This window comes from Mycobacterium sp. NBC_00419 (genome assembly GCF_036023875.1).
Taxonomy (GTDB): Bacteria; Actinomycetota; Actinomycetes; order Mycobacteriales; family Mycobacteriaceae; genus Mycobacterium.
Genome location: NZ_CP107931.1, coordinates 2,027,221 through 2,050,328 on the forward strand (window position 1 = coordinate 2,027,221; position 23,108 = coordinate 2,050,328).

Here is a 23,108-nt window from a genome sequence, read left to right on the forward strand (position 1 = left end):
TCATCACGAGCTTAGGAGCCATGTGACGTCGGGTCAACGACGGGGACGCTGGTCGGGCGTGCCGCTGCAGGATCGCCAGGCATTGCGTCGCGACGAACTCATCGCCGCCGGCGTGACGCTGCTCGGCGATGCGGGCGGGCCGGCACTGACCGTCCGGGCCGTCTGCCGGCAGTCCGGCCTCACCGAGCGCTACTTCTACGAGAGTTTCAGTGACCGAGACGATTTCGTTCGCGCCGTGTACGACGACGTGTGCAGCCGGGCGATGGCGACGCTGATGACGGCAACCACCCCACGCGAAGCCGTGGAGCGCTTCGTCGCACTGATGGTCGACGACCCGGTTCGCGGACGCGTGCTGCTGCTGGCACCCGAGGTCGAACCGGTGCTCATCCATTCCGGAGCCGAGTGGATGCCCAGTTTCATCAAGCTTCTGCAGGGCAAGCTCACCGAGATCGACGACCCGGCGCTGCAGAACATGGTCGCCACCGGATTGATCGGTGCTTTGACGGCACTGTTCACCGCCTACCTCGACGGTCGGCTGAGCGCCTCGCGCGAGCAGTTCATCGACTACTGCGTGGAACTGCTGCTCAGTCGCGCAGCGGGTTAACCGCCGGCGACCTGCCCGGCCTCACCCGGAACCTGACCGTCCTGCAGCAGCTCGGACGACGAGCTCTGCTGCGCCTCGGCCTGCTGCTCGGCAAGCTTCTCCTCGTAGTCCGAGCGCGCCTGGCGGCCCTCGGGACTGCCGATCGAGTTACCCGGCACGCCAGCGGCGGCGAAGCTGTTGTTGCAGTTCAGGTACAGCAGCACCTGCCCACCGGAGCTGGTTCCGCTGGAGTCGAGGAAGTTGGCGCTGCGCGAGCCAGTGACCGTGCACTGGTCGGTCGGCAGGAAGCTGCCCACCCGAGTTGCGATGGTGGCGGACTGACCGGAATCGCTGATGGCCTGAGCTGCGTCGGCGTAGGTCTGTCCGGCGTACTCGTTGACCGCTGAGGCGACACCCGAGCCGAAGACCGCGAACGATGCTGCCGCAACACCAACGGCGCCGACGCCGAGGACCAAGGGCTTCTTCACGTCTGAACGACCTCCGACTTGAGGGTTACTGTGCGTTTACTAGAGAAACGCTTGTGGCTTCAGAAACGGAAGAGTACTCCACTCGCGCGGACCTCGCAGGGGCACCGGACCAGGGATTTGCGCGCTGGGGGCCGCAGGCTATGGAATCTGGCCCGGCACTGTAGGCACCTCGCCGGACTGCAACAGTTCATCGCCCTGGTTCTGCTCGGCTTCAGCCTGCCGTTGGGCCTGTTGATCTTCCTGGGCCTGACGGTCCCCGGGGCTGGCCGCCGAGTTACCGGGGTTGCCTTGAGAGGCCAGGTCGGTATTGCAGTTCAGGTCGAGCAAAACTCGTCCGCCAGGATTGCTTCCGCTGGCGTCCAGGAAACTGGCGCTCCGCGAGCCGGTAACCCGGCACTGGGAAGTCGGCAGCTGATCTCCGACGACCGTGGCGATCGTGTCGGCTCCGCCGCTCTGCTGGATCGTCTGCGATGCGTCGCCGTAGGTCTGGCCGGCGTACTCGTTGTCAGCGTGGGCGGCAGGCTGGCATATGCCGAGGAACGATCCGATAGTGATGGCGACGACCACAACGGCCGCTGCTCGAACCATCTGACCTCCAACCTGATGAATACGATCTACCGGTACGTGACCTGATAACGGGTACTCGGCGAGGCGCGATCGATCTGAACGCACGCGGTCGTCGACCACTAGCCGATGGTTTGAAGGACCTCGTCGGAGCACCCTCCGGCCTTGTCACACATCTCTTTACAGTCAGCGGCATTGGCAGTGCAGTACGCAGGATGCGCATTGAGGTACCTCACGTTTGCCGCATCCCGCTCCTGCTGCTGCTTCGCCTTCTGCCCGCCCGGAGAAGCCGCGGAATTGCCCGGCTTGCCGGGGGCGGCGAGCGCCTGATTGCAGTTCAGGTGAAGCAAGATCTCGCTGCCACGGGACCTTCCGCTCGAATCGAGATTGGTGGCCTTCGAAGAAGATTCGACCATGCAGTCGTCCGTCGAAAGCTGGTCGCCGACGACGCTCGCGATGACCGGCGTAGAGCCGCCTCTGGATATCTGTTTGGAGGCGTCTGCGTAGGTTTGGCCCGAATAGTCGGGTCCTGCGGCATTGGCAGCGCCGACTCCCAGAGCCGCCGCCGCGAACAGCACACACGCGACTGCAGATCTTTCGACCAGCAAAAACAGCCTCATGTTCCCCCCTGAGATGAGCACTGGTCGGTCCCCAACCGACTCAAGCGAGACTCTACCGCCGGCACCCGATCGCTACGCCAGAAACGACTCACCGGCGTCAGCAACTTGAATGTCACCGGGATACACAGATATATTGATGCAACTACTGGAAACAGATAACTGGAGGGTTCATGTCGCAAGACCTGACCGACCTCGAACTGCTTCGCGAGCTCGAGCCCGTGGCGGAGAAGCTGATCAACCGCCACATGTCGATGTTCAAGGACTGGAACCCACACGACTACATCCCGTGGTCGGACGGCAAGAACTACTACGCCCTCGGCGGCCAGGACTGGCATCCCGACCAGGCTCAGCTGTCCGAAGTCGCCCGCACCGCGATGGTGCAGAACCTCCTGACCGAGGACAACCTGCCCGCCTACCACCGCGAAATCGCGATGAACTTTTCCACCGACGGCCCGTGGGGCTACTGGGTGAACCGGTGGACCGCCGAAGAGAACCGGCACGGTATCTCGATCCGCGACTACCTGGTGGTCACCCGCAACTGTGATCCGATCGAGCTCGAAGAGCTGCGCGTGGAGCAAATGACCCGCGGTTTCTCGCCGGGCCAGAACCAGCAGGGTGACCTGTTCGCCGAGAGCCTCTTCGACTCGGTGATGTACGTCAGCTTCCAGGAGCTGGCCACCCGCGTCTCGCACCGCAACACCGGCAAGGCCTGCCAGGAGCCTGTCGCCGAGCAGCTGTTGGCGCGGATCTCCAACGACGAGAACCTGCACATGATCTTCTACCGCGACGTCAGCGAAGCCAGCTTCGCCATCGCGCCGAACCAGGCGATGCACTCTCTGCACCGGGTACTGCGCAACTTCAGGATGCCCGGCTACACGGTGCCGGACTTCCGCCGCAAGGCCGTCATCATCGCGATGGGTGGCGTCTACGACCCGCGTATCCATCTCGACGACGTCGTGATGCCGGTGCTGAAGAAATGGCGCATCTTCGAGCGCGAGGACTTCACCGGCGAAGCCGCCAGGATGCGCGACGACCTCGCCGAGCTGATCAAGGAACTCGAAGAGACCTGCGACAAGTTCGAGGACGCGAAAGCCCGCAAGCTGGAGCGCGACGCGCGGCTGGCTGAGAAGCGCGCTGCCAAGACACTGGCCGGGGCGGCAACATAGTCGACACCTCACCAGCCACCACCGGGCTGCGGATCGGGCCTTTCGCCCTCCGTAGCCCGGTCGTCTTGGCGCCTATGGCCGGAGTCACCAACGTCGCCTTCCGCACGCTGTGCCGCGAGCTGGAAGAGACCAGAGCCGGCACTGTCAGCGGTCTCTACGTCTGCGAGATGGTCACCGCCCGCGCCCTGGTCGAGCGTCACCCCGTGACCATGCACATGACGACGTTCGCGCCCCAGGAATCCCCGCGCTCACTGCAGCTCTACACCGTCGACCCGGCCACCACCTATGAGGCGGCCCGGATGATCGTCGAAGATGACCTTGCCGACCACATCGACATGAACTTCGGCTGCCCTGTGCCCAAAGTCACACGCCGCGGCGGCGGGGCCGCCCTGCCGTACAAGCGGCGGCTGTTCGGCCAGATCGTGGCAGCCGCCGTCCGCGCAACCGAGGGCACCTCGGTCCCGGTGACGGTGAAGTTCCGCATCGGCATCGACGACACCCACCACACCCACCTCGACGCCGGTCGCATCGCCGAGCAGGAGGGCGCCGCCGCCGTTGCCCTGCACGCCCGCACCGCAGCTCAGCGGTATTCCGGTACGGCAGACTGGGAACAGATCGGACGCCTCAAAGAGGCCGTGCACTCGATCCCGGTGCTGGGCAACGGGGACATCTTCGAGGCCAACGACGCACTGGCGATGATGGCCGCAACCGGGTGTGACGGAGTCGTCATCGGCCGAGGCTGCCTGGGCAGGCCCTGGTTGTTCGCCGAACTGTCCGCGGCGTTCACCGGCTCACCCACGCCCACCCCGCCCACTCTCGGTGAGGTGGCCGACATCATGCGCCGTCACGGCCGGCTCCTGGCCGAGCATTTCGGCGAGGACAAAGGTATGCGCGATATGCGCAAGCACATCGCGTGGTATCTGCACGGCTTTCCGGCAGGCGCCGACTTGCGCCGGGCATTGGCGCTGGTCAAGACCCTCGACGAGCTCGACGGGCTGCTCGAGCAACTCGACCGCGAGGTGCCGTTCCCGGCGGCGGCGACCGGACCCCGGGGCCGTCAGGGCTCGGCCGCGTCGGTGTCGCTTCCCGAACGCTGGCTCGACGATCCGGACGACTGCACGGTGCCCGCGGGCGCCGATGTCATGAACTCGGGTGGCTGATTCGAGACGGTCCCGACATCTGGGCGAGCTAGCGGTCCCACACGTTGTCTCAGTACGATAGGGATCTTGTCGTGTGCCGCCGGACTGGCGGACCCGCGGCGAATGCTGCTAGAAGACAGAGGACGGTTGTGGCGCCGCACAGCGGCGATCCTCACCCAGGTGCCGAGACACGTGCACCACGGCTGTGTACGCGCGACGACGCGCAAGACCCCCCAGAGTCGGAGGCGACTGGAACATGAGTGACGGCGATAACGCCACTCCTGGCCAGCACCGCGGTTCTGAGCCCGAGGGCAACGAGCGCATCACCCGCACACCGAGACCAGCGCAGAGCCGCACACCCTGGGAGCGCGCCGCCGCCTCACACCGTGCCCCCGAGGCGCCGAAGACCGGCCCTGCCCCGTCCGGTAACCACACCGAAGGCGTCCCAGTCGCGGACCTGATCGCCAAGGTGGCCGGGGCGTCTGCGCCTGGTGGTCCCGCCCGGCGCCGGGCAGAGCAGCCCGCCGGACCGCCCGACAACTCCGCGGACCGCACCGAGCCCATCCCGGTCCTAGCGGCGGCCTACGCCGACGAATTGCCCGACCTCGAAGCGCTCAACCGCGCCCGTGGGACGCTGGCCGCCGACCCCAGCCCGGCGCCCGCCGCACCGCCACCTCCTGCCACTGTGCAGGGCAAGACGGGCAAGACGGCCAAGGCACGCTCAGCGAAAAAGACGAAGAAGACCACGTCACGCAAGCCGGTGATACTGGCCGGCCGGTCAGCAGCGGCGCTGTTCGCGGTGGCCGCCCTGGCATTGACCGGTGGAGCCTGGCAGTGGCAGTCAGCCAAGAACGATCTACTGCGCAATGTGGCCGCCCTGGATCCGAATTCGCACGACATCCTCGACCCCAACGCCCAGTTCGGCGACGAGAACTTCCTGATCGTCGGCGTCGACACCCGCACCGGCGCCAACGGCGAGATGGGCGCCGGCAGCACGGCCGACGCCGAAGGTGCCCGCTCGGACACGATCATGCTGGTGAACATCCCAGCGGACCGAAAACGCGTGGTGGCGGTGTCGTTCCCCCGCGATCTGGCGATCACCCCGATGAAATGTCAGGCCTGGAACTCCGAAACCGGCGAGTACGGCCCGGTGTACGACCAGAACACCGGCGAGTGGAGCGACGACTGGCGCTACACCGAGACCAAGATCAACTCGGCATATGCCCTGGGCGGCCCGAAGTGCCTGGTCAAGGTCATTCAAAAGATGTCCGGCCTGTCGATCAACCGATTCATGGCTGTGGACTTCGCCGGGTTCTCCAAGATGGTCGACGCCCTGGGCGGTGTCGAGGTGTGCAGCACCACGCCGCTGGAGGACTACGAACTCGGGACCGTCCTGGCCAGCGCCGGGCGCCAGACCCTCGACGGGCACACCGCGCTGAACTACGTACGGGCGCGCCAAGTCACCACCGAGGTCAATGGCGACTACGGGCGCATCAAGCGCCAACAGCTGTTCCTGTCCTCGCTGCTGCGCTCGATGATCTCCAAGGACACGTTGTTCAGCCTCAGCAAGCTGAACAACGTCGTCAACATGTTCATCGACGACACCTACGTCGACAACGTCCGGACCAAGGACCTCGTTGACCTGGGCCAGTCGCTGCAGGGCATCAACGCGGGCCGGATCACCTTCGTCACCGTGCCGACCACCGGCATCACCGACGCCGACGGCAACGAGGAGCCCCGCACCGAGGACATCCGGGCGCTCTTCGACGCGATCATCAACGACGATCCGCTGCCCGGCGAGAACGACACCAACGCAACCACCAGCCCGATGACGGCGGCCAAAAAGGCCGAGGAGGCCGCGCCGAGCGCCACCGCGGAAAAGCCCGTCGAGACGACACAGACCGAGCTGGTCAACGCCGTGACGACCAACCCCACAGACGTGACCGTGCAGGTGTCCAACGCCACCGGCCAGGAAGGGCTCGGCGCCAATGCCGCGGCGGCGCTGCAGGAGCACGGGTTCAACGTGCTCGAACCCGACGACTACGACGGCACCGTCAGCGGCACCACCGTGATGTTCTCGGCGGGCAACGAAGAGGCCGCCGCGACCGTCGCCGCTGCCTTCCCGAACGCGGCGATGGAGCGGGTCGACGGCCTTGGTCAGACGGTTCAGGTGGTGCTCGGTTCGAACTTCGATACCGTCGCCGCGCCCCCGCCGAGCGGCTCCGCGGTGAGCGTGCAGGTCAGCCACGACTCCAGCAGCACCCCCACCCAGCTGCCCGAGGACCTCACCGTCACCAACGGCGCGGACGTCACCTGCGAATAGCCGCGCAGACCGCGTGTGCTTCCATTCACCGTTCGTTCACCGACTCGGGCCATACTGGGTGACCGTCTGAAAGTAGGGTGGACCGTATGCGGACCGCTTACCACGAGCAACTCGATGCTCTGAACAACCAGCTGGCCGAGATGTGTCGGATGGCCGGCGTGGCGATGGAGCGCGCCACCCAGGCGCTGTTGCAGGCCGACCTGGTGCTGGCCGAACAGGTCATCACCGACCACGAGCAGATCTCGGCGGCCAGTGCCCGCGCCGAGGAAGCGGCCTTCGTACTGCTCGCCCTGCAGGCGCCGGTGGCCGGTGACCTGCGTGCGATCGTCAGTTCTATCCAGATCGTCGCCGATGTCGACCGGATGGGCGCGCTGGCTCTGCACGTCGCCAAGATCTCCCGCCGGCGGCACCCGCAACACACGCTTCCCGAAGAGGTCAACGGCTACTTCGCCGAAATGGGCCGTGTGGCAGTTGAATTGGGCAACAGTGCCCGCGAGGTACTGCTGTCACGCGACCCTGAGAAGGCCCGCCGCATCCGCGAAGAAGACGATGCGATGGACGACCTGCACCGCCACCTGTTCACCGTGATGATGGACCGGGAATGGAAGCACGGCGTCGCCGCGGCGGTCGACGTGACCCTGCTCGGGCGGTTCTACGAGCGCTTCGCCGACCATGCGGTGGAGATCGCCCGCCGGGTGATCTTCCAGGTGACCGGCCGGCTGCCCGAGGAAGAAGAGATCCCGACGTACTGAGCTACACCGAAAAGAAGGGCTGCCGCATTCCGCGGCAGCCCTTCTTTCATTGTGTGGCAGTGGCTAACCGAAGCGGCCGGAGATGTAATCCTCAGTGGCCTTCTGGCTCGGGTTGGAGAAGATCTTCTCGGTGTTGTCGACCTCGACGAGCTTGCCCGGCTTGCCGGTGGCCTCGAGGTTGAAGAATGCCGTCTGGTCGCTGACCCGCGCGGCCTGCTGCATGTTGTGCGTGACGATCACGATCGTGAAGTCCTGCTTGAGTTCGGCGATCAGGTCCTCGATGGCCAGCGTCGAGATCGGGTCCAGCGCCGAGCACGGCTCGTCCATCAGCAGCACGTCAGGTTGCACGGCGATCGCACGGGCGATGCACAGCCGCTGCTGCTGACCGCCCGACAGACCGCCGCCGGGCTTGTCGAGCCGGTCTTTGACCTCGTTCCACAGATTGGCACCCTTGAGTGAACGCTCCGCGGTCTCATCGAGCACCTTGCGGTTGCGCACGCCCTGCAGCTTGAGTCCGGCCACCACGTTGTCGCGAATCGACATGGTGGGGAACGGGTTCGGGCGCTGGAAGACCATACCGATGGTCTTGCGAACACCCACCGGGTCGACGCCGGAGCCGTAGATGTCCTCACCGTCGAGAAGCACTGAGCCCTTGACGTATGCGCCGGGGATGACCTCGTGCATGCGGTTGAGGCAGCGCAACACCGTGGATTTGCCACAGCCGGAGGGCCCGATGAATGCGGTGACGCTGCGCGGCGGAACCGCTAGCGACACGTCGGCGACGGCGTGGAACGCACCGTAGTAGATGTTGACGTCTTTGAGATCAAGCCGCTTGGCCATCAGGTATTCCTACACCTTCTTGGGAGAGAAGAACTTTGAGATGAAACGCGCGCCGATGTTCAGGATCGCGATCAGCAGGACCAGCGTGAGGGCCGCGCCCCAAAGCCGATCAGTGGGAACCGGGTTGGCACCCGCTCCGGCCGAGGTCTGGTCATACATCATGCCGGGCAGCGACCCCATGAAGCCGCCGAACATGTCGAAGTTCATCGCCTGCGAGTAGCCGACCAGGATCAGTAGTGGCGCGGTCTCGCCCATCACGCGGGCCAAGGCCAGCATGATGCCGGTGACGATGCCCGACAACGCCGTCGGAATAACAATGCGCGCAATGGTTTTCCACTTCGGCACACCGAGGGCGTAACTGGCCTCGCGCAGATCCATCGGCACGATGCGCAGCATCTCCTCGGTGGAGCGGACGATCACTGGGATCATCAGCAACACCAGTGCCAGCGACACCGCGAAGCCGGAGCGCGGGAAGCCGAGCGTTGCCACCCAGAGGGCGTAGATGAACAGCGCCGCCACGATCGAGGGCACACCGGTGAGGATGTCCACCATGAACGTGGTGATCTTGCCCAGCCTGGTGCCGCCGCCGTACTCGACGAGATAGATACCGGTGAACACGCCGATGGGGATCGAGATGACAGCGCAGACCAGACCTTGCAGCAGCGTGCCGATAAGCGCGTGGTACACGCCACCGCCGGCTGCGAACGCCGTCATACCCGCCTGGGAGTTGGACCACCAGGTGCTGTCGAGAACGACTTTGTAGCCCTTGGAGATCACCGCGTACAGCACCCACAGCAGCGGCACCACAGCAACAGCCACCGACGCCGACACCAGCACCGTGGCGGTGTTGTTGACCACCTTGCGGCGCAAGCTCACACCTTGGAACGTGGGCGCCTTGACCGGTCGGTCCAGTGTGGAGGTCATCGGGCACCCCTTCCGGCAACCGCGGCACGGGCCAGCGAGTTGACGACAAACGTCAGGATGAACAGAACCAAGCCCGCTGCGATATAGGCGCCGGCCTTGTACTGGTCATTGAATTCCGAAGCGGCCGAGGCGATCTTGCTGGCGAACGTGTAGCCGGCGTCGAACAGCGACCAGCCGAACGCTTTCTGGGTTCCACGCAGGATGATCAACAGTGCGATCGTCTCACCGAGTGCGCGGCCGAGGCCCAGCATCGCGCCGCTGATGTAACCGGACAGCCCGAACGGCAGCACGGTCGTCCGTACGACTTCCCAGCGAGTGGCGCCCAGCGCCAGCGCCGCCTCGATCTGGCCACGAGGTGTCTGGACGAACACCTCCCGGGCGACCGCGGTGATGATCGGCAGGATCATCACCGCCAGCACGATGCCGGCGGTGAAGATCGTGCCGCCACCGGCCACTGACGCGTTCCCTGTCTGAAACAGGAACAGCCACCCGAGGTTTCCGTTCAACCACATCGCCAAGGGCTTGATCACCGGGGCCAGCACGTAGATGCCCCAGACGCCGTAGATGATCGACGGCACCGCAGCAAGCAGATCCACCATGTAGCCCAGCGGCCCGGCCACCCGCCGCGGAGCGTACTGCGTCAAGAAGATCGCAATACCCAACGCGACGGGCATGGCCAGGACAAGAGCGAACAGCGAGACGAACACCGTGACCTGGATCAGGTCGAAGATGCCGAAGGTCATCTTCGAGGTGTCGGTGGTGATCCAGTTCCCGCCGTAGGTGAAGAAGTTCACCTCGTTGCGCTGCAACGCCGGCACCGCACGCCAGACGAGGAAGAAGCCGATCGCGGCGATCATGACGATGATCAGGATGCCCGCGCCCTCCGAGAGGCCTCGGAAGATCGCGTCCCCGGGCCGCACCTTGGAGTGACCCGAAGGATCCGTCGGCACCGCGGGCTTCTCGGGTATCGGCGCCGCGACGACCTCACCCGAACCCGCATCTGCCGGATTAGGTGTGGTCACGTCTACCCCATCGCTCACTGATCTCTCCATCGTCACCGCAATCGACCTACCTCGCCAGCGCTACTACTGGATTGCGGTGACTGCGGTCAGCAGACGCTGCTTGAACGCATCAGGCAGCGGCACGTAGCCGGCGGCCGGGAGACCGTCCTGGCCGTAGTTGGCGGCCACCGTCAGGAACGACTTCACCGCGGCAGCAGTGTCGGCGTCGTAGCCCTTGGAGCAGACGATCTCGTAGGTCGCCAGGATCAGCGGGTAGGCGCCCGCCTCCTTGGTGGCGTAGATCGAATCCAGATCGAGCACGAGGTCGTTGCCCTCGGCCTTGAACTTCGCGGAGTCGATGGCCTTCTTCGCGGTGTCGTCGGTCAGTTCCACCGGACCTGAACCGGTGTCGATCTGCGCCACGGCAGCACCGGCCTGGGTGGCGAAGCCCTTCTCGACGTAGCCGATCGACCCGGGGGTGGCCTGCACGGCCTGGATCACACCGGCGGACTTCTGGGCGCCCTCGCCCGCGCCGCCCTGGAACTCCTTGCCCGCGCCCTTGGTCCAGCTCTGCGGAGCGGCAGCGGTCAGGTACTTCTGGAAGTTGTCGGTGGTACCCGAGGAATCCGAGCGGTAGATCGGGGTGATCTTCTGGTCCGGCAGGGTCGCGCCGGCGTTCAATGCGGCGATGGCCGGGTCGTTCCAGTTGGTGATGCCACCGCTGAAGATCTTGGCCAGCACGTCGCCGTTGACGACGACCTTGTCCACACCGGGCAGGTTGTAGGCCAGCGCGACGGGACCGAAGACCAGCGGCAGGTTCCACGCCGGGTTTCCGCCGCAGCGCTTGGCGGCCTGGTCCGGCTGATCCTTCGACAGCGCCGAGTCCGAGCCGGCGAAATCGACCTGGCCAGCGATGAACTGGGTGACGCCCGCACCGGAGCCGGTCGGGTTGTAGGACAGGTTCTTGCCCGGGCACTTCTGGCCCCAGACCTGGTTGAACACCGCGATCGCGTTCTGCTGGGCGGTCGAGCCCTCGGCGGTCAGCGAGTTCTTGCCGCCGCAATCAGCGGAGGAGGCCGACGATCCCGACGCGGCGGTCGAGGAGGACGACCCGGCGTTGTTGTCGCTTCCGCATGCGGTGAGCGTCAACCCGGTGATGGCCGTCGCAGACACGGTTACGAAGAACGCCTTGCCAAACCTGTTCAGATTCACCTATCCCACTTTCTCGAGGTAGCTCGGTCCGCCCCGGACAGGGGCGCACGCGTCATTCCGGAAGTTATGCGCCGGTGGTGGACGGAACCCGTTGAGAAGATGAACGCGGGGTGAACAGGTTGGTGAACGTAGCGTTGCGCGCAGCCGCGCATCAGCTGTGAGTGTCGCCGCCGTCGATTCGGGCGGTCGAGGCCGGTGCGTAGGCGGTGTCGACGTTGCTCACGACGAAGCCGAGCCGCTCGTAGGTTGTCACCGCCGCGGTGTTGTCGGCCTCGACGTAGAGCATCACCGAGGGGTCGCCATGCCCGCCGAGGCGCCGCGCCAGATGCCCGATGCCGACCAGCGTCAGCGTGCGGCCCAAGCCGCGTCCCTGCGCGGCCGGATCCACCCCCACGACGTACACCTCGCCGAGACCGGGATGCTCGGCGTGCACCTTTGTCCAGTGGAAGCCCAGGAGCGCTCCGGTGGCGTCGTCGAACGCCAGGAACAGACCCTCGGGGTCGAACCAGGCCTCGGCGCGGCGCCCACTGATCTCGGCCTCACCCCAGCCGCCCTGCTCCGGATGCCAGGAGAAGGCGGCATTGTTCACCCGCAACAGTTCGGGATCGTCGGCCGGGCCGGCGTAGGTCCGGATGGTGACGCCGTCGGCAACGACGGCGTCGGGCACGTCACGCAGCGTTCGGCCCATCTGCATCAGCTCGCGGACCGCAGTCATCCCCTGTGCCTCGGCGACCGCCTTGGCCCCAGCCAGGGTGCCATGCGCCCAGTACCGCACCCGGCCGCCGGTGCGTTCGGTGGCGAGGTTCAGCAGAGCCGATCCGACACCGCGGCGGCGGACCCGAGGGTGCACGACCAGCTCCCCCATCGCCTCGGCGTCGTCACGGCCCGGTGCGAGGTTCAGATAGCCGACGACGGCGTCTGCGTCGGTCGCCAGCAGGTGCCCGGTGCGCTCATACGGCAACTCACGCAGAACCTGCTCACCGACGGGGGCGACGCCGTCGGCCCGGGTGGCGGCGTCGATCAGCTCGCGGACCTGTTGTTGATCACCTGCTGACAGGCTGGTCCGCCACTGCGGTCCGGTCACTGGCTTCGCAGGGGGTGCAGTGCCTCGCGCACGGAGTCGGCGACATCCTCGCCGTCAAAGCCGTCGGCGTCGTCGTCCTCGATGTAGTCGGACTCCACGGCTGCCGGCCGGCCCCGGGCGGGACGAACAGCCTTGTAACCGACGTTGCGGACCGTTCCGATCAGCGATTCATACTCCGGGCCCAGCTTGGCGCGCAGCCGCCGGACGTGGACGTCGACGGTCCGGGTGCCGCCGAAGAAGTCGTAACCCCACACCTCCTGCAGCAGCTGTGCCCGGGTGAACACCCGTCCGGCGTGCTGTGCGAGGTATTTGAGCAGCTCGAATTCCTTGTACGTGAGGTCCAGCGGACGCCCGCGCAGCCGCGCCGTATAGGTGCCTTCGTCGATGACCAGTTCCCCGAGGCTGACCTTGCCCGCGCTCTCCTGGCTGGCCGCCCCGCCGCGTCGACCGACGAGCAGGCGAAGCCGGGCGTCGATCTCGGCGGGTCCGGTGCTCGGTAGCAGGATCTCGTCCAGGCCCCAGTCGACGTTGACCGCGACCAGACCGCCCTCGTTGACGACCGCCACCACGGGGACCGAGGTGCCCGTGGTGCCGAGCAGCCGGCACAGTCCCCGCGCGGCGGCCAGATCGGTGCGTGCGTCGACGATGGCCACGTCCGCGCTGCCTGCCTCCAGCAGCGACGAAACCTCCGTCGGGGCCGACCGCACGGTGTGTGCGAGCAGCGCCAAGGACGGCAGCACCGACTCCGGATGCGGGTCGACGGTCAGAAGCAGCAGGTCCAACAGATTTCTCCAATGCTCTGGATGGGCCAACATCGACAGCACCGTCGCGGTGACCTACCAGACTCATGGGCGACATATGGTCGTTACGACCATGGGTCGACTAACTTTAACCCGCGACCTGCCATTTAGCCGATCTGAGCTAATCAGTCGACGGGTATCCGCTCCCGGTAGGCCAGAATGTGCAGGTGCGGAAGCTGCTGATAGCCCTCGGTACCACGCTCCTTGCGGTGGTCATCGGGGCGGTCGGCGCCGACTTCGGCGCGACGATCTACGCCGAGTACCGGCTGGCCAGGACGGTTCGCAGCGTCGCCGGGCTGTCCTTCGACCCGTCGGTGGCGATTCTGGGTTTCCCGTTCATCCGCCAGGCCATGCGGCACCACTACGACGAGATCGAGATCAAGGCCAACGGGGTGGACCACGCCGTCACGGGCAAAGCCTCCCTGGAAGCGACCTTGCACGACATCAACCTCACCGACGCGTCCTGGCTGATCAGGCCGGACGCCGATCTTCCGGTCGGCAAGCTGGAGAGCCGGATCATCATCGATTCCTCGCATCTGGGCCGCTTCATCGGCATGAAGGACCTGATGGTCGAAGCTCCGTCGAGAGAGACCAATGACGCCACCGGCGGCACCACCGAGTCGGGCATCTCCGGCAACAAGGGCCTGGTGTTCACCGGAACCCCGAAGAAGGCCGGATTCGACAAGACGGTCAGCGTGGCCGTCGACCTGTCCATCGCCGGCGACGAGCAGACCACATTGGTGTTCACCGCAACGGGCCTGCAGATGGGCCCCGGCTCCGCGGATCAGGACGTCCCCGAGGACAAGCGAGCCGCGGTGCTGGCGGCGTTCAGTGGCAGCCTGCCCGGTCAGAAGCTCCCGTTCGGGGTTCGCCCCACTACCGAAGGTGCCCGCGGCTCGGACATCATCATCGAAGGCATCGCCGAGGGAGTAACCATCCGCCTGGACGGGTTCACACAACCATGACCTCTTCACTCGTCACCGTGGTCGCGGCGATCGCGGCCGCACTGGGCGTCGCCGCCATCGCAGGCGTGCTGCACCGCCGCCGCTCCGGCGTGCTGCGCCACAACGCCGATCCGGACGTCATCGACACCAGCGACCTGGGTCTGTCGCGCACCGGGCCGACCATCGTGCACTTCAGTGCGGTGTGGTGCGGTCCGTGCGCCGGGGTGCGTCGGGTGGTCAACCAGGTGAGCGCCGAGATGCGTGACGTAGCTCACGTCGAGATCGATATGGACGCCAACCCGGCTGCCGCGCGCAAGCTTTCGGTGCTGTCATTGCCGACGACGTTCATCTTCGACGCCGAGGGCCGCCAGCGGTACCGCACATCGGGAGTGCCCAAGGTGGCTGACCTGCGGTCGGCCCTCGAGCCTCTATTGGCTTAAGACCGGTGTCATTGGGTAGCATGACTGCCGTGTCCGCCCGCCTCGAGCTCATGCTCACCAAGCGCCGTGCAGTGGATCTGTGCCGCGTCGCGGGTTGTTGCTGTTGTTGTTGTAGCTGCTGAGTAGCCGCGCCTTTTCGCGTCGCCGCTCGGAGCAGGCCCCTAGTGGCATGTCTCCACCCAGCCCATCCCAGCAACAGGAGTAGACCCATGTCGACCACGATCACCACCAACACCGGTCCCGCCCAGGTGGACGTCCGCGGTCCGCGATTCGCGGCGTGGGTGACCACCGCAGTGCTCATCGCGGTACTCGTGGTGTCGGCAGTCAGCTCTGTCGCCGCGGCGATTCTGCTCGGCCTTCAGGCCGTCGTGTTCGCCATCGGGGCGGTGGGCGGCCCCCGCAAGCATCCCTACGGCCGGATCTTCGCCACGCTCGTGGCGCCCCGGCTCAGTCCGGTCACCGAACGGGAACCGGTGCCGCCCTTGAAGTTTGCCCAACTTGTGGGTCTGGTCTTCGCCGTCGCGGGTGTCGCCGGATTCGCCCTCGGCGCTCCCCTGCTCGGTGTGATCGCCACTGCCTTCGCACTTTTCGCCGCGTTCCTCAACGCGGCGTTCGGCATCTGCCTCGGCTGCCAGCTCTACCCGCTGGCGGCCCGACTGCGCCGCACTCCCGCATAAGCCTGCACGACACCAAAGAACCGAAAGGATCCACTTCATGGCTCGCTCCGACGTCCTGGTCTCCGCCGACTGGGCCGAGAGCAATCTCGATACCCCCAAGGTCGTCTTCGTCGAGGTCGACGAAGACGCCAGCGCCTACGACACCGGGCATATCGCCGGTGCGGTCAAGCTGGACTGGAAGCAAGATCTCCAGGATCCCGTCAAGCGCGATTTCGTTGACGCCCAGCAGTTCTCGAAGCTGCTGAGCGATCGCGGCATCGGCAACGACGACACTGTCGTGCTCTACGGCGGCAACAACAACTGGTTCGCGGCCTACGCATACTGGTACTTCAAGCTCTACGGCCACGAGGACGTCAAGCTGCTCGACGGCGGACGCAAGAAGTGGGAGCTCGACGGCCGCCCGCTGTCGGCCGACGCTGTCGCGCGGCCCGCCACCAGCTACTCGGCCAAGGCCCCCGACAACACCATCCGCGCTTTCCGCGAGGAAGTGATCTCGGCGATCGGCACCAAGAATCTCGTCGACGTCCGCTCCCCTGACGAGTTCTCGGGCAAGATCCTGGCCCCGGCTCACCTGCCGCAGGAACAGAGCCAGCGTCCCGGCCACATCCCCGGCGCCATCAACGTGCCGTGGAGCAAGGCCGCCAACGAGGACGGAACCTTCAAGTCCGACGAGGCCCTGGCCGCGCTCTACGCCGAGGCCGGCCTGGACGGCGAGAAGGAGACCATCGCCTACTGCCGCATCGGTGAGCGCTCGTCGCACACCTGGTTCGTGCTGCAGGAACTGTTGGGCCACAAGAACGTCAAGAATTACGACGGCAGTTGGACGGAATACGGCTCCCTCGTTGGAGCCCCAATCGAGTTGGGAAATTGATCATGTGCTCTGCACCCAAACAAGGACAGACCCTGCCCGCCGGTGTCGACCTGGAGAAGGAGACGGTGATCACCGGTCGCGTTGTCGACGGCTCCGGGCAGACCGTGGGTGGCGCCTTCGTCCGTCTGCTGGACTCCAGCGACGAGTTCACCGCCGAGGTCGTCGCCTCGGCAACCGGGGACTTCCGGTTCTTCGCCGCGCCGGGCACCTGGAAGGTGCGGGCGCTGTCGAAGCTGGGCAACGGTGACGTGACCGTCGCCCCCACCGGCGCCGGCATCCACGAAGTCGACATCAAAGTCGCCTGAGCCGGCTCACGCTGACATAACGCTGACAGGACTCGGGTGGCGACGCCGCCCGAGTCCTGCGCGGTTAGAATTCCACCGTGGTTCTGTTCTACGAGATCCTGCTGGTCGCCAACGTCGTGTTGATCACGTGGTTCGCGCTGTACGCGCTCTACCGACTGATCACCGACGAGTCGTGACCTCTGACGACATCGCCGGCAGCGGCGATCGCGCCCTCGCGGCCGCAGCCGAGCGTGCCAGGGAGACGGCGGGCCGCAACATTCCGGTGTTCGACGACCTTCCGCTGCCTGCCGACACCGCCAATCTGCGCCTCGGCGCCGACCTGCACGCCGCGTTGCTCGCGTTGCTGCCGCTGGTCGGGGTGTGGCGAGGCGAGGGCGAGGGGCGTGGCCCGCAGGGCGATTACCGGTTCGGCCAGCAGATCATCGTCTCCCATGACGGCGGCGACTACCTGAACTGGGAAGCCCGCTCGTGGCGGCTGGACGAGGACGGCGGCTATGACTCCCCCGGCCTGCGCGAGACCGGCTTCTGGCGGTTCGTCGACGATCCCGATGACCCGGGTGAGTCGCAGGCCATCGAACTGCTGCTGGCCCACTCGGCCGGCTACGTCGAGCTGTTCTACGGACAGCCTCGCACCCAGTCGTCGTGGGAGCTGGTTACCGACGCGCTGGCACGCAGTAAATCCGGTGTTCTGGTCGGCGGCGCCAAGCGGCTGTACGGCATCGTCGAGAACGGTGACCTGGCCTACGTGGAGGAGCGGGTCGACGCCGACGGCGGCTTGGTGCCCCATCTGTCCGCACGACTCTCGCGGCACGTCGGCTGATGCGTCGGCTGCTCCTCGTCTCGGTGAGTGTCGCGCTGCTCGCGGCGTGCTCGTCGAGCCCGACCCCGTCCGGACCGCCGACCACGATCAGCCCGGCGCCGACCGAAGCGACCATCACCCCTGCCGAGCACGGATCGCTGGCGCATTGCCTCCAGCAGCACGGGGTCTCGGAATCCGGGGGCTCGGTCGTGCTCGGGCCGCCCGCCGGCGTCGACCCGAAGACCTGGGACGACGCGATGAGGGCGTGTTCACCGCTGGGTCCCGGCCCGGCGGGCTAATCACCCCTGATGCTGGTGACCCGACGCAGGAACTGCTGGGTCCGTTCATGCTGCGGATTGTTCAAAACCTGTTCAGCAGAACCTGATTCGATGATCTTGCCGCCGTCGAGGAAGCACACGGTGTCGGCCACCTGCCGCGCGAACCCCATCTCGTGGGTGGCCATGACGATCGTGCGCCCGGATGTCGCCAGTTCCCCGACCAGATCGAGCACCTCGCCGACGAGTTCGGGATCCAGCGCACTGGTGATCTCATCGAGGAGGAGCAACCGGGGGTCGTAGGCCAGTGCGCGCGCGATGGCCACGCGCTGCTGCTGACCGCCGGACAGCTTGTCCGGATAGGCGTCGGCCTTGTCCGCCAGCCCAACCCGGGCCAGCAGTTCCCGGCCGCGCTCCTGTGCTTCCCGCCGACCGCGGCCGTGCACGACCCGGGGCGCCAGGGTGACGTTGTCGAGCACTTTCATGTGCGGGAACAGGTTGAACGACTGGAACACCATGCCGATGGGTCGGCGGGCGGCGTCGGCGTCCACGCGTGGGTCGCTGATATCGCGCCCGTCCAGGAAGATCTGGCCCTCGTCGATGTCCTCGAGCAGGTCCACACACCGCAACAACGTCGACTTGCCTGATCCCGACGCTCCGATGAGGACCACCACCTGGTGTTCGGCGACGTCGAGGTCGACACCGTCGAGAACGTTGCGGTCGCCGTAGCTCTTGACCAGGCCCCGGACCGACAGGACCTCGGTCACAGCGCGCCCTGGCGGGTCGCGGCGCGACGCGACGCCCAGTCGGCCAGCCTGGCCGACGGCACGGCCAGCGCGACGAAGAGCAGTCCGGCCACCACGTACGGCGTGAAGTTGTAACTCGTGGCCACCTGGATTTGCGCGGCGCGCACTGCGTCGACCGCGCCCAGGACCGAGATAAGGCCGCAATCCTTTTGCAGCGCAACGAAATCGTTGAGCAGGGCCGGAGTGACCCGGCGCACCGCCTGAGGCAGGACCACTAGGCGCATCGTTTTCCGGTAGTTCAGTCCCAACGACTTCGCCGCCGCCAACTGCGACGGATGGACCGACTCAATGCCGGCTCTGAACACCTCGGCGACGTAGGCGGAGTACACCAGGACCAGTGCCAGCCCGCCCAGCAACACCGGGTTGTTGGGAATTCCGCCTAAGCGCAGACCCGGGAGTCCGAACCCGACGAGATAGAGGCAGATGATCAGGGGCAATCCCCGGAACAGGTCGACGTAGCCGGTGGCCAGTGCGCGCACCGGGAACCACACCGGCCCGCGCAGGGTGCGCACCGCGGCCAGGCCCAACCCGAAGGCCAGGATCAGGATCTGGCAGACCACCAGCACGCGGACGTTGAGCCACAGACCGTCGAGCACGGCAGGCAGGCTGTCCCAGCCCACGCGGAGGTTGAAGAACGACTCCCGCACCCGCGGCCAGCCCGGCGACGACATCGTCGCCAGCGCGGCCACCGCGGCGAACACCACGGTGGAGACCAGGGCGACCAGCGTGGAACGCCGTGCCCTCGACCGCCGATACGCCTGGCGCTCGACGGCCAGGACGGTCACTTCAGGACCGGCGCGCTGCCGGCTTCGGCCAGCCACTGCTGCTGCAGTTTGGCCAGCGTCCCGTCACTCTGCAGCGCGTCGACCGCCTCCGAGACGCACGGGGTTAGCTTGCTGCCCTTGTCCAGCACAATCCCGAACTGCTCGGGTTTGTCTGTCCCCGAAGGCAATTGGCCCACGATCACACCATCGGTCAACTCGCTCTGCACTTGGAAAGCCGTCGGCAGGTCGAGCACCAGCGCGTCGATCTGGCCGTTCGTCAACGCCGCTTTGGCGTCGTCGTTGTTGTTGTAGACGGCGATCGGGGCCGTGCTGCCCAGCGCCTTGGCGGCGTTGTAACTGGTGGTTCCGACCTGGGCGCCCAGGCGCAAGTCGCGCAGGCCGCCCAGCGCGGTGACCTTGGCCGCCGGCGACGACTTGATGGTCACGACGGCCTGGGTGACGTCGTAGTACGGCGAGGAGAAGTCGACTGCGTTCTTGCGCTCCTCGGTGATGGAGAACTCGTTGAGGTTGGCGTCAAAGGTTTTCGGGCCCGGCGCGATCGCGGCGTTGAACGGGACCCGCACCCATTGCACGTCCTTGGTGTCGTAGCCGAGCTTGCCCGCCACCGCGTAGGCGACCGCGGACTCGAATCCCTTGCCGTTGGACGGGTCGTCGTCGACGAACCACGGCGGGTAGGCGGGTTGATCGGTGCCGAACGTCAGCACACCGGATTTGAGGGTGGCCAGCGCACCCTTGTCGCACTTCTCACCGCCGGTCGCCGTCGTCGATTTCTCGTCGGCGGGTGCACAACCCGCCAACACCAGCAGTGCCGTCGACGCCGCGACGGTGATCATGACCAAGCCTGTACGCATCGCGGCATCATCGCGCACCGCGGGCCGCGGCGCCACCAATCCGGTCATCGTGTTTGTACGGGGCCGTGCGGCCTCACAGCGATGCCATAGCGAGGTGCTAATCGCCGCCTACCTGAGGGCCATACGGTCGGCGGAGTTCGTTCCCCAACCAAGGAGAGATGACATGACTCTGCGACCGCGACACGCCACCGCCATGGCCGTTCTCGGGGCGGCTCTGGTCGGCGGTCTGGTGGGCTGCTCGGCCCCGAGCGAAGCCGCGCCCGCCGGTCCCGGTGGAGCAGGTGACCCGTTCATCCAGTGCATGACAGACAACGGTGTGCCGGCGCCGCCACAGGGCGGACCCGGCGGACCCGGCGCACCGGCCGGGCAGCCGCCGCAGGGCGGACCTGGCGGACTCGGCGGACCCGGCGGTCAAGGTGGGCAGCCGCCGGCGCCTCCGGGCGTGGATCAGGGAGTCTGGGACAAGGGGCTGCAGGCCTGCGCCTCGCTGGCGCCGCAGCCGCCCCAGCAGCGCTAGCGGCCCCAGATATGGGTCGGCCCCCGAGCCGTTATTCCTGGTTGGACAAAACCAGGGGCTCGGGGGCCGGGTAGCTGCCTGGAATTCGCCAGCGCGCTCAGGGCGAAGGTGATTCCGGCACCTGGTGCTGCTAGCGGGCAGCCACCTCACATGTCCTAGAAGTACTACTCAAAATTCCGGACCACCTCCTTCCTTGTGTACGGCCGACGGTACCCGCGGCGCGCCAGGGGAGGCAACAGTTTTTCGCGCTCAGCGATCGCTGAGGATCGCCGCGTCGACCAACTCGGAGATCTCGGCGGCCAGCGGCGCCGGCTTCAGGTGGCGGCCGTCCAGGGTGTGCACACGCGCCGCAAGCGTGATGCTCGATACCAGCCAAACACCCTGTGCGGCAAACAAATCGGCAGGACGAAGAGCGCGGTAGTCGCAGTCGTATCCCTTTGCGCGGGCCACGTCGAACAAGGCCTGCTGGGTGGTGCCGCGCAGAATCGGATACCAGGGCGGCGGGGTGTAGAGACAGACCCGCCCCGAGGCGTCCGCACTGTCGGCGATCACCACCGTCGAGCGCGGGCCTTCGAGGATGAACCCATCGGAGCTGACGAAGATCACGTCACCGGCGTCCTTGGCTGCGGCATGCCGCAGGGCGGCCATGTTCACCGCGTAGGACAGCGTCTTGGCCCCGGCCACCAGCCAGGGCATCGCGTCCACTCCGGAGGCCGGCAGTCCGCGTTCGAGCACGACCGCGGCCAGACCGTTGCTCCGGGTGGCCGCCACCCGTTCCGCGACAGGGTTGACCGTCAGGTATGCGGTTGGCGCCGAGCCGCTCTCCCGGCCGCGGCTGTAGACCAGACGCAAGGCGCCTTCGGTGGGCGTAGCCGCGATCCACTGGCCGACAGCGACGCCGATGGCATGCCGCCAGGCGGGCAGGTCCGGCTCCGGTAGCTCCATGGCCTTGGCCGACTGGACCAACCGATGCAGGTGCGCCTCCACGAGGCAGGCCCTGCCGTCGCGCACGAGCAGTGTCTCGAAGACCCCGTCGCCGCGCACGGCAGCCAGGTCGTCGGCGAACAGCAGAGGCGCGCCCGGATCGCGCACCTGCCCGTCGAGGGTGACGACAACCGACAGGCCACTGGGCATTCCAGGCATGAAGTCACAGCGTACTGGCAGGCTCCGTAGAGTTGATCTGTGTCCGCAGTCGCCGCCCCCGCCAACTCACCCGATGCCGGGGCGGTGTGGCACTACGGTGACCCGCTCGGCGAACAACGCACCGCCGAGCGCGAGGCCGTCGTCATCGACCGCTCGCACCGCGCGGTCATCACCCTCACCGGAGCCGACCGGCGCAGCTGGTTGCATTCGATCTCCTCGCAGCACGTCAGCGAGCTGCCGGACGGCGCGGTGACCGAAAACCTCAGCCTCGACGGCCAGGGCCGTGTCGAGGATCACTGGGTGCAGACCGACCTTGGCGGCGTCACCTATATCGACACCGAATCCTGGCGCGGCGAGCCGTTGCTGGCCTACCTCAGCAAGATGGTGTTCTGGTCCGACGTGGCACCGGCAGCGGCCGATCTGGCGGTCTTGTCGCTGCTCGGGCCGCATCTGGCCGACGCCGACGTGCTGGCCGCGCTCGGCGTGCAGCGGTTGCCCGAGGAGTGGACCGCTGTCACGTTGCCCACAGGAGGCTTCGTCCGCCGTCTGCCCGCGGCCGGCCAGATCGAACTTGACCTGGTGGTTCCCCGCTCGGAGAAGGCCGGCTGGCTGGAGCGGCTGCGGGCTGTCGGGGTGCACCCGGCCGGGGTGTGGGCCTACGAGGCGCACCGTGTCGCCGACCAGCGCCCCCGGCTCGGCGTCGATACCGACGAACGCACCATCCCGCACGAGGTGGGCTGGATCGGTCGGGCCGTGCACCTCGACAAGGGCTGCTACCGCGGGCAGGAGACCGTCGCGCGCGTCCACAACCTGGGTAAACCGCCCCGGATTCTGGTTCTGGTGCACCTGGACGGGTCCGGCGACCGGCCCGCCACCGGCGATCCGCTGCTCGCGGAGGGCCGCACCGTCGGCAGGCTGGGCACTGTGGTCGACCACGTCGACCACGGCCCGATCGCGTTGGCTCTGGTCAAACGGGGTATTCCGGCCGGCACTGCGCTGACCACGGGCGGCGAACACCAGGTCGCTGCCGAAATCGATCCGGACTCCCTGCCGACGACCGAGACCGTGGGCGCGGGGCGGCTGGCTGTCGAGCGCCTCAAGGGCGGCGGCAAGTGACGTTCGTGTCCGGCCGAACGGGCCTGCCAGCACATCGGAGCGGGGCACGGTAAAGTGTTGGCAGGACAATAACCAACACACAG

The 23,108-nt window shown here is 66.7% G+C and carries 28 protein-coding genes; 15 read left to right on the forward strand and 13 right to left on the reverse strand.

The features are described from left to right. Window positions 1–22 precede the first annotated feature (22 nt). Window positions 23–604: a TetR/AcrR family transcriptional regulator gene (locus tag OG976_RS09490; protein WP_328361015.1), complete on the forward strand. Its 582-nt coding sequence runs from the start codon at window positions 23–25 to the stop codon at window positions 602–604. On the opposite strand, the gene OG976_RS09495 is transcribed toward OG976_RS09490, so the two are convergent. The 3 genes from OG976_RS09495 to OG976_RS09505 all read right to left on the reverse strand — a co-directional run bounded on the left by OG976_RS09495 (window position 601) and on the right by OG976_RS09505 (window position 2,255). Next, window positions 601–1,071 carry a hypothetical protein gene (locus OG976_RS09495; RefSeq protein ID WP_328361018.1) on the reverse strand — a complete coding sequence of 157 codons (471 nt, stop codon included), beginning with the start codon at window positions 1,069–1,071 and terminating at the stop codon, window positions 601–603. The two genes, OG976_RS09490 and OG976_RS09495, sit on opposite strands and share 4 nt — an antisense overlap. A gap of 138 nt (window positions 1,072–1,209) precedes the next feature. Beyond that, entirely contained in the window at window positions 1,210–1,758 is a 549-nt protein-coding gene (locus OG976_RS09500; RefSeq protein WP_328361021.1) for a hypothetical protein, read from the reverse strand. Then, window positions 1,758–2,255: a hypothetical protein gene (locus tag OG976_RS09505; protein WP_328361024.1), complete on the reverse strand. Its 498-nt coding sequence runs from the start codon at window positions 2,253–2,255 to the stop codon at window positions 1,758–1,760. Before OG976_RS09505 ends, OG976_RS09500 begins: the two co-directional genes overlap by 1 nt. A gap of 170 nt (window positions 2,256–2,425) precedes the next feature. Between OG976_RS09505 and OG976_RS09510 the strand changes: the two genes are divergently transcribed. The 4 genes from OG976_RS09510 (at window position 2,426) to phoU (ending at window position 7,635) form a co-directional block, all read left to right on the forward strand. Next, a complete protein-coding gene (locus OG976_RS09510) occupies window positions 2,426–3,421 on the forward strand; it encodes an acyl-ACP desaturase (protein WP_328361027.1) in 996 nt (331 codons plus the stop codon). Further along, a complete protein-coding gene (gene dusB / locus OG976_RS09515) occupies window positions 3,418–4,581 on the forward strand; it encodes a tRNA dihydrouridine synthase DusB (protein WP_442930516.1) in 1,164 nt (387 codons plus the stop codon). The genes OG976_RS09510 and dusB overlap by 4 nt, the downstream gene beginning before the upstream one ends. A 235-nt stretch (window positions 4,582–4,816) precedes the next feature. Next, window positions 4,817–6,883, forward strand: coding sequence for an LCP family protein (locus OG976_RS09520; RefSeq protein WP_328361030.1), 2,067 nt, complete (start codon window positions 4,817–4,819; stop codon window positions 6,881–6,883). Window positions 6,884–6,969: 86 nt separating this feature from the next. Further along, window positions 6,970–7,635 carry a phosphate signaling complex protein PhoU gene (phoU, locus tag OG976_RS09525; protein WP_328361033.1) on the forward strand — a complete coding sequence of 222 codons (666 nt, stop codon included), beginning with the start codon at window positions 6,970–6,972 and terminating at the stop codon, window positions 7,633–7,635. A gap of 63 nt (window positions 7,636–7,698) precedes the next feature. On the opposite strand, the gene pstB is transcribed toward phoU, so the two are convergent. The 6 genes from pstB to OG976_RS09555 all read right to left on the reverse strand — a co-directional run bounded on the left by pstB (window position 7,699) and on the right by OG976_RS09555 (window position 13,481). Further along, window positions 7,699–8,475 (reverse strand): phosphate ABC transporter ATP-binding protein PstB, encoded by a 777-nt coding sequence (pstB, locus tag OG976_RS09530; protein ID WP_328361036.1) that lies wholly within the window; start codon window positions 8,473–8,475, stop codon window positions 7,699–7,701. A 9-nt stretch (window positions 8,476–8,484) separates the two neighbouring features. Beyond that, window positions 8,485–9,399, reverse strand: a complete 915-nt coding sequence (pstA, locus tag OG976_RS09535; RefSeq protein ID WP_328361038.1) for a phosphate ABC transporter permease PstA — start codon at window positions 9,397–9,399, stop codon at window positions 8,485–8,487. Then, window positions 9,396–10,439 (reverse strand): phosphate ABC transporter permease subunit PstC, encoded by a 1,044-nt coding sequence (gene pstC, locus OG976_RS09540; protein WP_328361041.1) that lies wholly within the window; start codon window positions 10,437–10,439, stop codon window positions 9,396–9,398. The genes pstA and pstC overlap by 4 nt, the downstream gene beginning before the upstream one ends. A 45-nt stretch (window positions 10,440–10,484) precedes the next feature. Beyond that, window positions 10,485–11,612: a phosphate ABC transporter substrate-binding protein PstS gene (gene pstS, locus OG976_RS09545; RefSeq protein WP_328361044.1), complete on the reverse strand. Its 1,128-nt coding sequence runs from the start codon at window positions 11,610–11,612 to the stop codon at window positions 10,485–10,487. 151 nt (window positions 11,613–11,763) lie between these two features. Continuing rightward, window positions 11,764–12,696 carry a mycothiol synthase gene (gene mshD, locus OG976_RS09550; RefSeq protein WP_328361047.1) on the reverse strand — a complete coding sequence of 311 codons (933 nt, stop codon included), beginning with the start codon at window positions 12,694–12,696 and terminating at the stop codon, window positions 11,764–11,766. Beyond that, window positions 12,693–13,481, reverse strand: coding sequence for a winged helix-turn-helix transcriptional regulator (locus tag OG976_RS09555; protein ID WP_328363336.1), 789 nt, complete (start codon window positions 13,479–13,481; stop codon window positions 12,693–12,695). The genes mshD and OG976_RS09555 overlap by 4 nt, the downstream gene beginning before the upstream one ends. Window positions 13,482–13,663: 182 nt before the next feature. On the opposite strand from OG976_RS09555, the gene lmeA reads away from it, so the two are divergent. The 8 genes from lmeA to OG976_RS09590 all read left to right on the forward strand — a co-directional run bounded on the left by lmeA (window position 13,664) and on the right by OG976_RS09590 (window position 17,831). Continuing rightward, a complete protein-coding gene (gene lmeA / locus OG976_RS09560) occupies window positions 13,664–14,461 on the forward strand; it encodes a mannan chain length control protein LmeA (RefSeq protein ID WP_328361050.1) in 798 nt (265 codons plus the stop codon). Continuing rightward, window positions 14,458–14,880 (forward strand): TlpA family protein disulfide reductase, encoded by a 423-nt coding sequence (locus tag OG976_RS09565; protein WP_328361053.1) that lies wholly within the window; start codon window positions 14,458–14,460, stop codon window positions 14,878–14,880. Before lmeA ends, OG976_RS09565 begins: the two co-directional genes overlap by 4 nt. A gap of 20 nt (window positions 14,881–14,900) precedes the next feature. Next, complete coding sequence (locus tag OG976_RS26825) at window positions 14,901–15,002, forward strand: Ms5788A family Cys-rich leader peptide (protein WP_442930448.1); 102 nt, start codon at window positions 14,901–14,903, stop codon at window positions 15,000–15,002. Window positions 15,003–15,089: 87 nt separating this feature from the next. Beyond that, on the forward strand, window positions 15,090–15,557 hold the full coding sequence (locus OG976_RS09570) for a DUF4395 domain-containing protein (protein ID WP_328361056.1): 468 nt from the start codon (window positions 15,090–15,092) through the stop codon (window positions 15,555–15,557). A 37-nt stretch (window positions 15,558–15,594) separates the two neighbouring features. After that, window positions 15,595–16,428, forward strand: a complete 834-nt coding sequence (locus tag OG976_RS09575) for a sulfurtransferase (RefSeq protein WP_328361059.1) — start codon at window positions 15,595–15,597, stop codon at window positions 16,426–16,428. A 2-nt stretch (window positions 16,429–16,430) separates the two neighbouring features. After that, complete coding sequence (locus tag OG976_RS09580; RefSeq protein WP_328361062.1) at window positions 16,431–16,733, forward strand: DUF1416 domain-containing protein; 303 nt, start codon at window positions 16,431–16,433, stop codon at window positions 16,731–16,733. Between the two features lie 172 nt (window positions 16,734–16,905). Beyond that, window positions 16,906–17,553 (forward strand): FABP family protein, encoded by a 648-nt coding sequence (locus OG976_RS09585; protein WP_328361065.1) that lies wholly within the window; start codon window positions 16,906–16,908, stop codon window positions 17,551–17,553. After that, a complete protein-coding gene (locus OG976_RS09590; RefSeq protein WP_328361068.1) occupies window positions 17,553–17,831 on the forward strand; it encodes a hypothetical protein in 279 nt (92 codons plus the stop codon). The genes OG976_RS09585 and OG976_RS09590 overlap by 1 nt, the downstream gene beginning before the upstream one ends. Here the strand turns inward: OG976_RS09590 and OG976_RS09595 are convergent. From OG976_RS09595 to OG976_RS09605, 3 genes are read right to left on the reverse strand one after another with little or no spacing between them, the layout of a single operon-like run. Further along, window positions 17,828–18,574: an amino acid ABC transporter ATP-binding protein gene (locus OG976_RS09595; protein WP_328361071.1), complete on the reverse strand. Its 747-nt coding sequence runs from the start codon at window positions 18,572–18,574 to the stop codon at window positions 17,828–17,830. The genes OG976_RS09590 and OG976_RS09595 overlap by 4 nt on opposite strands. Then, window positions 18,571–19,398, reverse strand: a complete 828-nt coding sequence (locus tag OG976_RS09600; RefSeq protein ID WP_328361074.1) for an amino acid ABC transporter permease — start codon at window positions 19,396–19,398, stop codon at window positions 18,571–18,573. Before OG976_RS09600 ends, OG976_RS09595 begins: the two co-directional genes overlap by 4 nt. Then, window positions 19,395–20,249 (reverse strand): ABC transporter substrate-binding protein, encoded by an 855-nt coding sequence (locus OG976_RS09605; protein WP_328361077.1) that lies wholly within the window; start codon window positions 20,247–20,249, stop codon window positions 19,395–19,397. The genes OG976_RS09600 and OG976_RS09605 overlap by 4 nt, the downstream gene beginning before the upstream one ends. Window positions 20,250–20,412: 163 nt before the next feature. Here OG976_RS09605 and OG976_RS09610 point away from each other — a divergent pair, with 163 nt between their 5' ends. Then, a complete protein-coding gene (locus OG976_RS09610; protein ID WP_328361080.1) occupies window positions 20,413–20,766 on the forward strand; it encodes a hypothetical protein in 354 nt (117 codons plus the stop codon). Between the two features lie 249 nt (window positions 20,767–21,015). Here the strand turns inward: OG976_RS09610 and OG976_RS09615 are convergent, their stop codons facing one another. After that, a complete protein-coding gene (locus OG976_RS09615; RefSeq protein WP_328363339.1) occupies window positions 21,016–21,900 on the reverse strand; it encodes an aminodeoxychorismate lyase in 885 nt (294 codons plus the stop codon). 48 nt (window positions 21,901–21,948) lie between these two features. On the opposite strand from OG976_RS09615, the gene ygfZ reads away from it, so the two are divergent. Beyond that, the gene (gene ygfZ, locus OG976_RS09620) at window positions 21,949–23,025 is read left to right on the forward strand and encodes a CAF17-like 4Fe-4S cluster assembly/insertion protein YgfZ (RefSeq protein WP_328361082.1); all 1,077 of its coding nucleotides are present in this window, start codon (window positions 21,949–21,951) and stop codon (window positions 23,023–23,025) included. The last annotated feature ends 83 nt before the right edge of the window (window positions 23,026–23,108 follow it).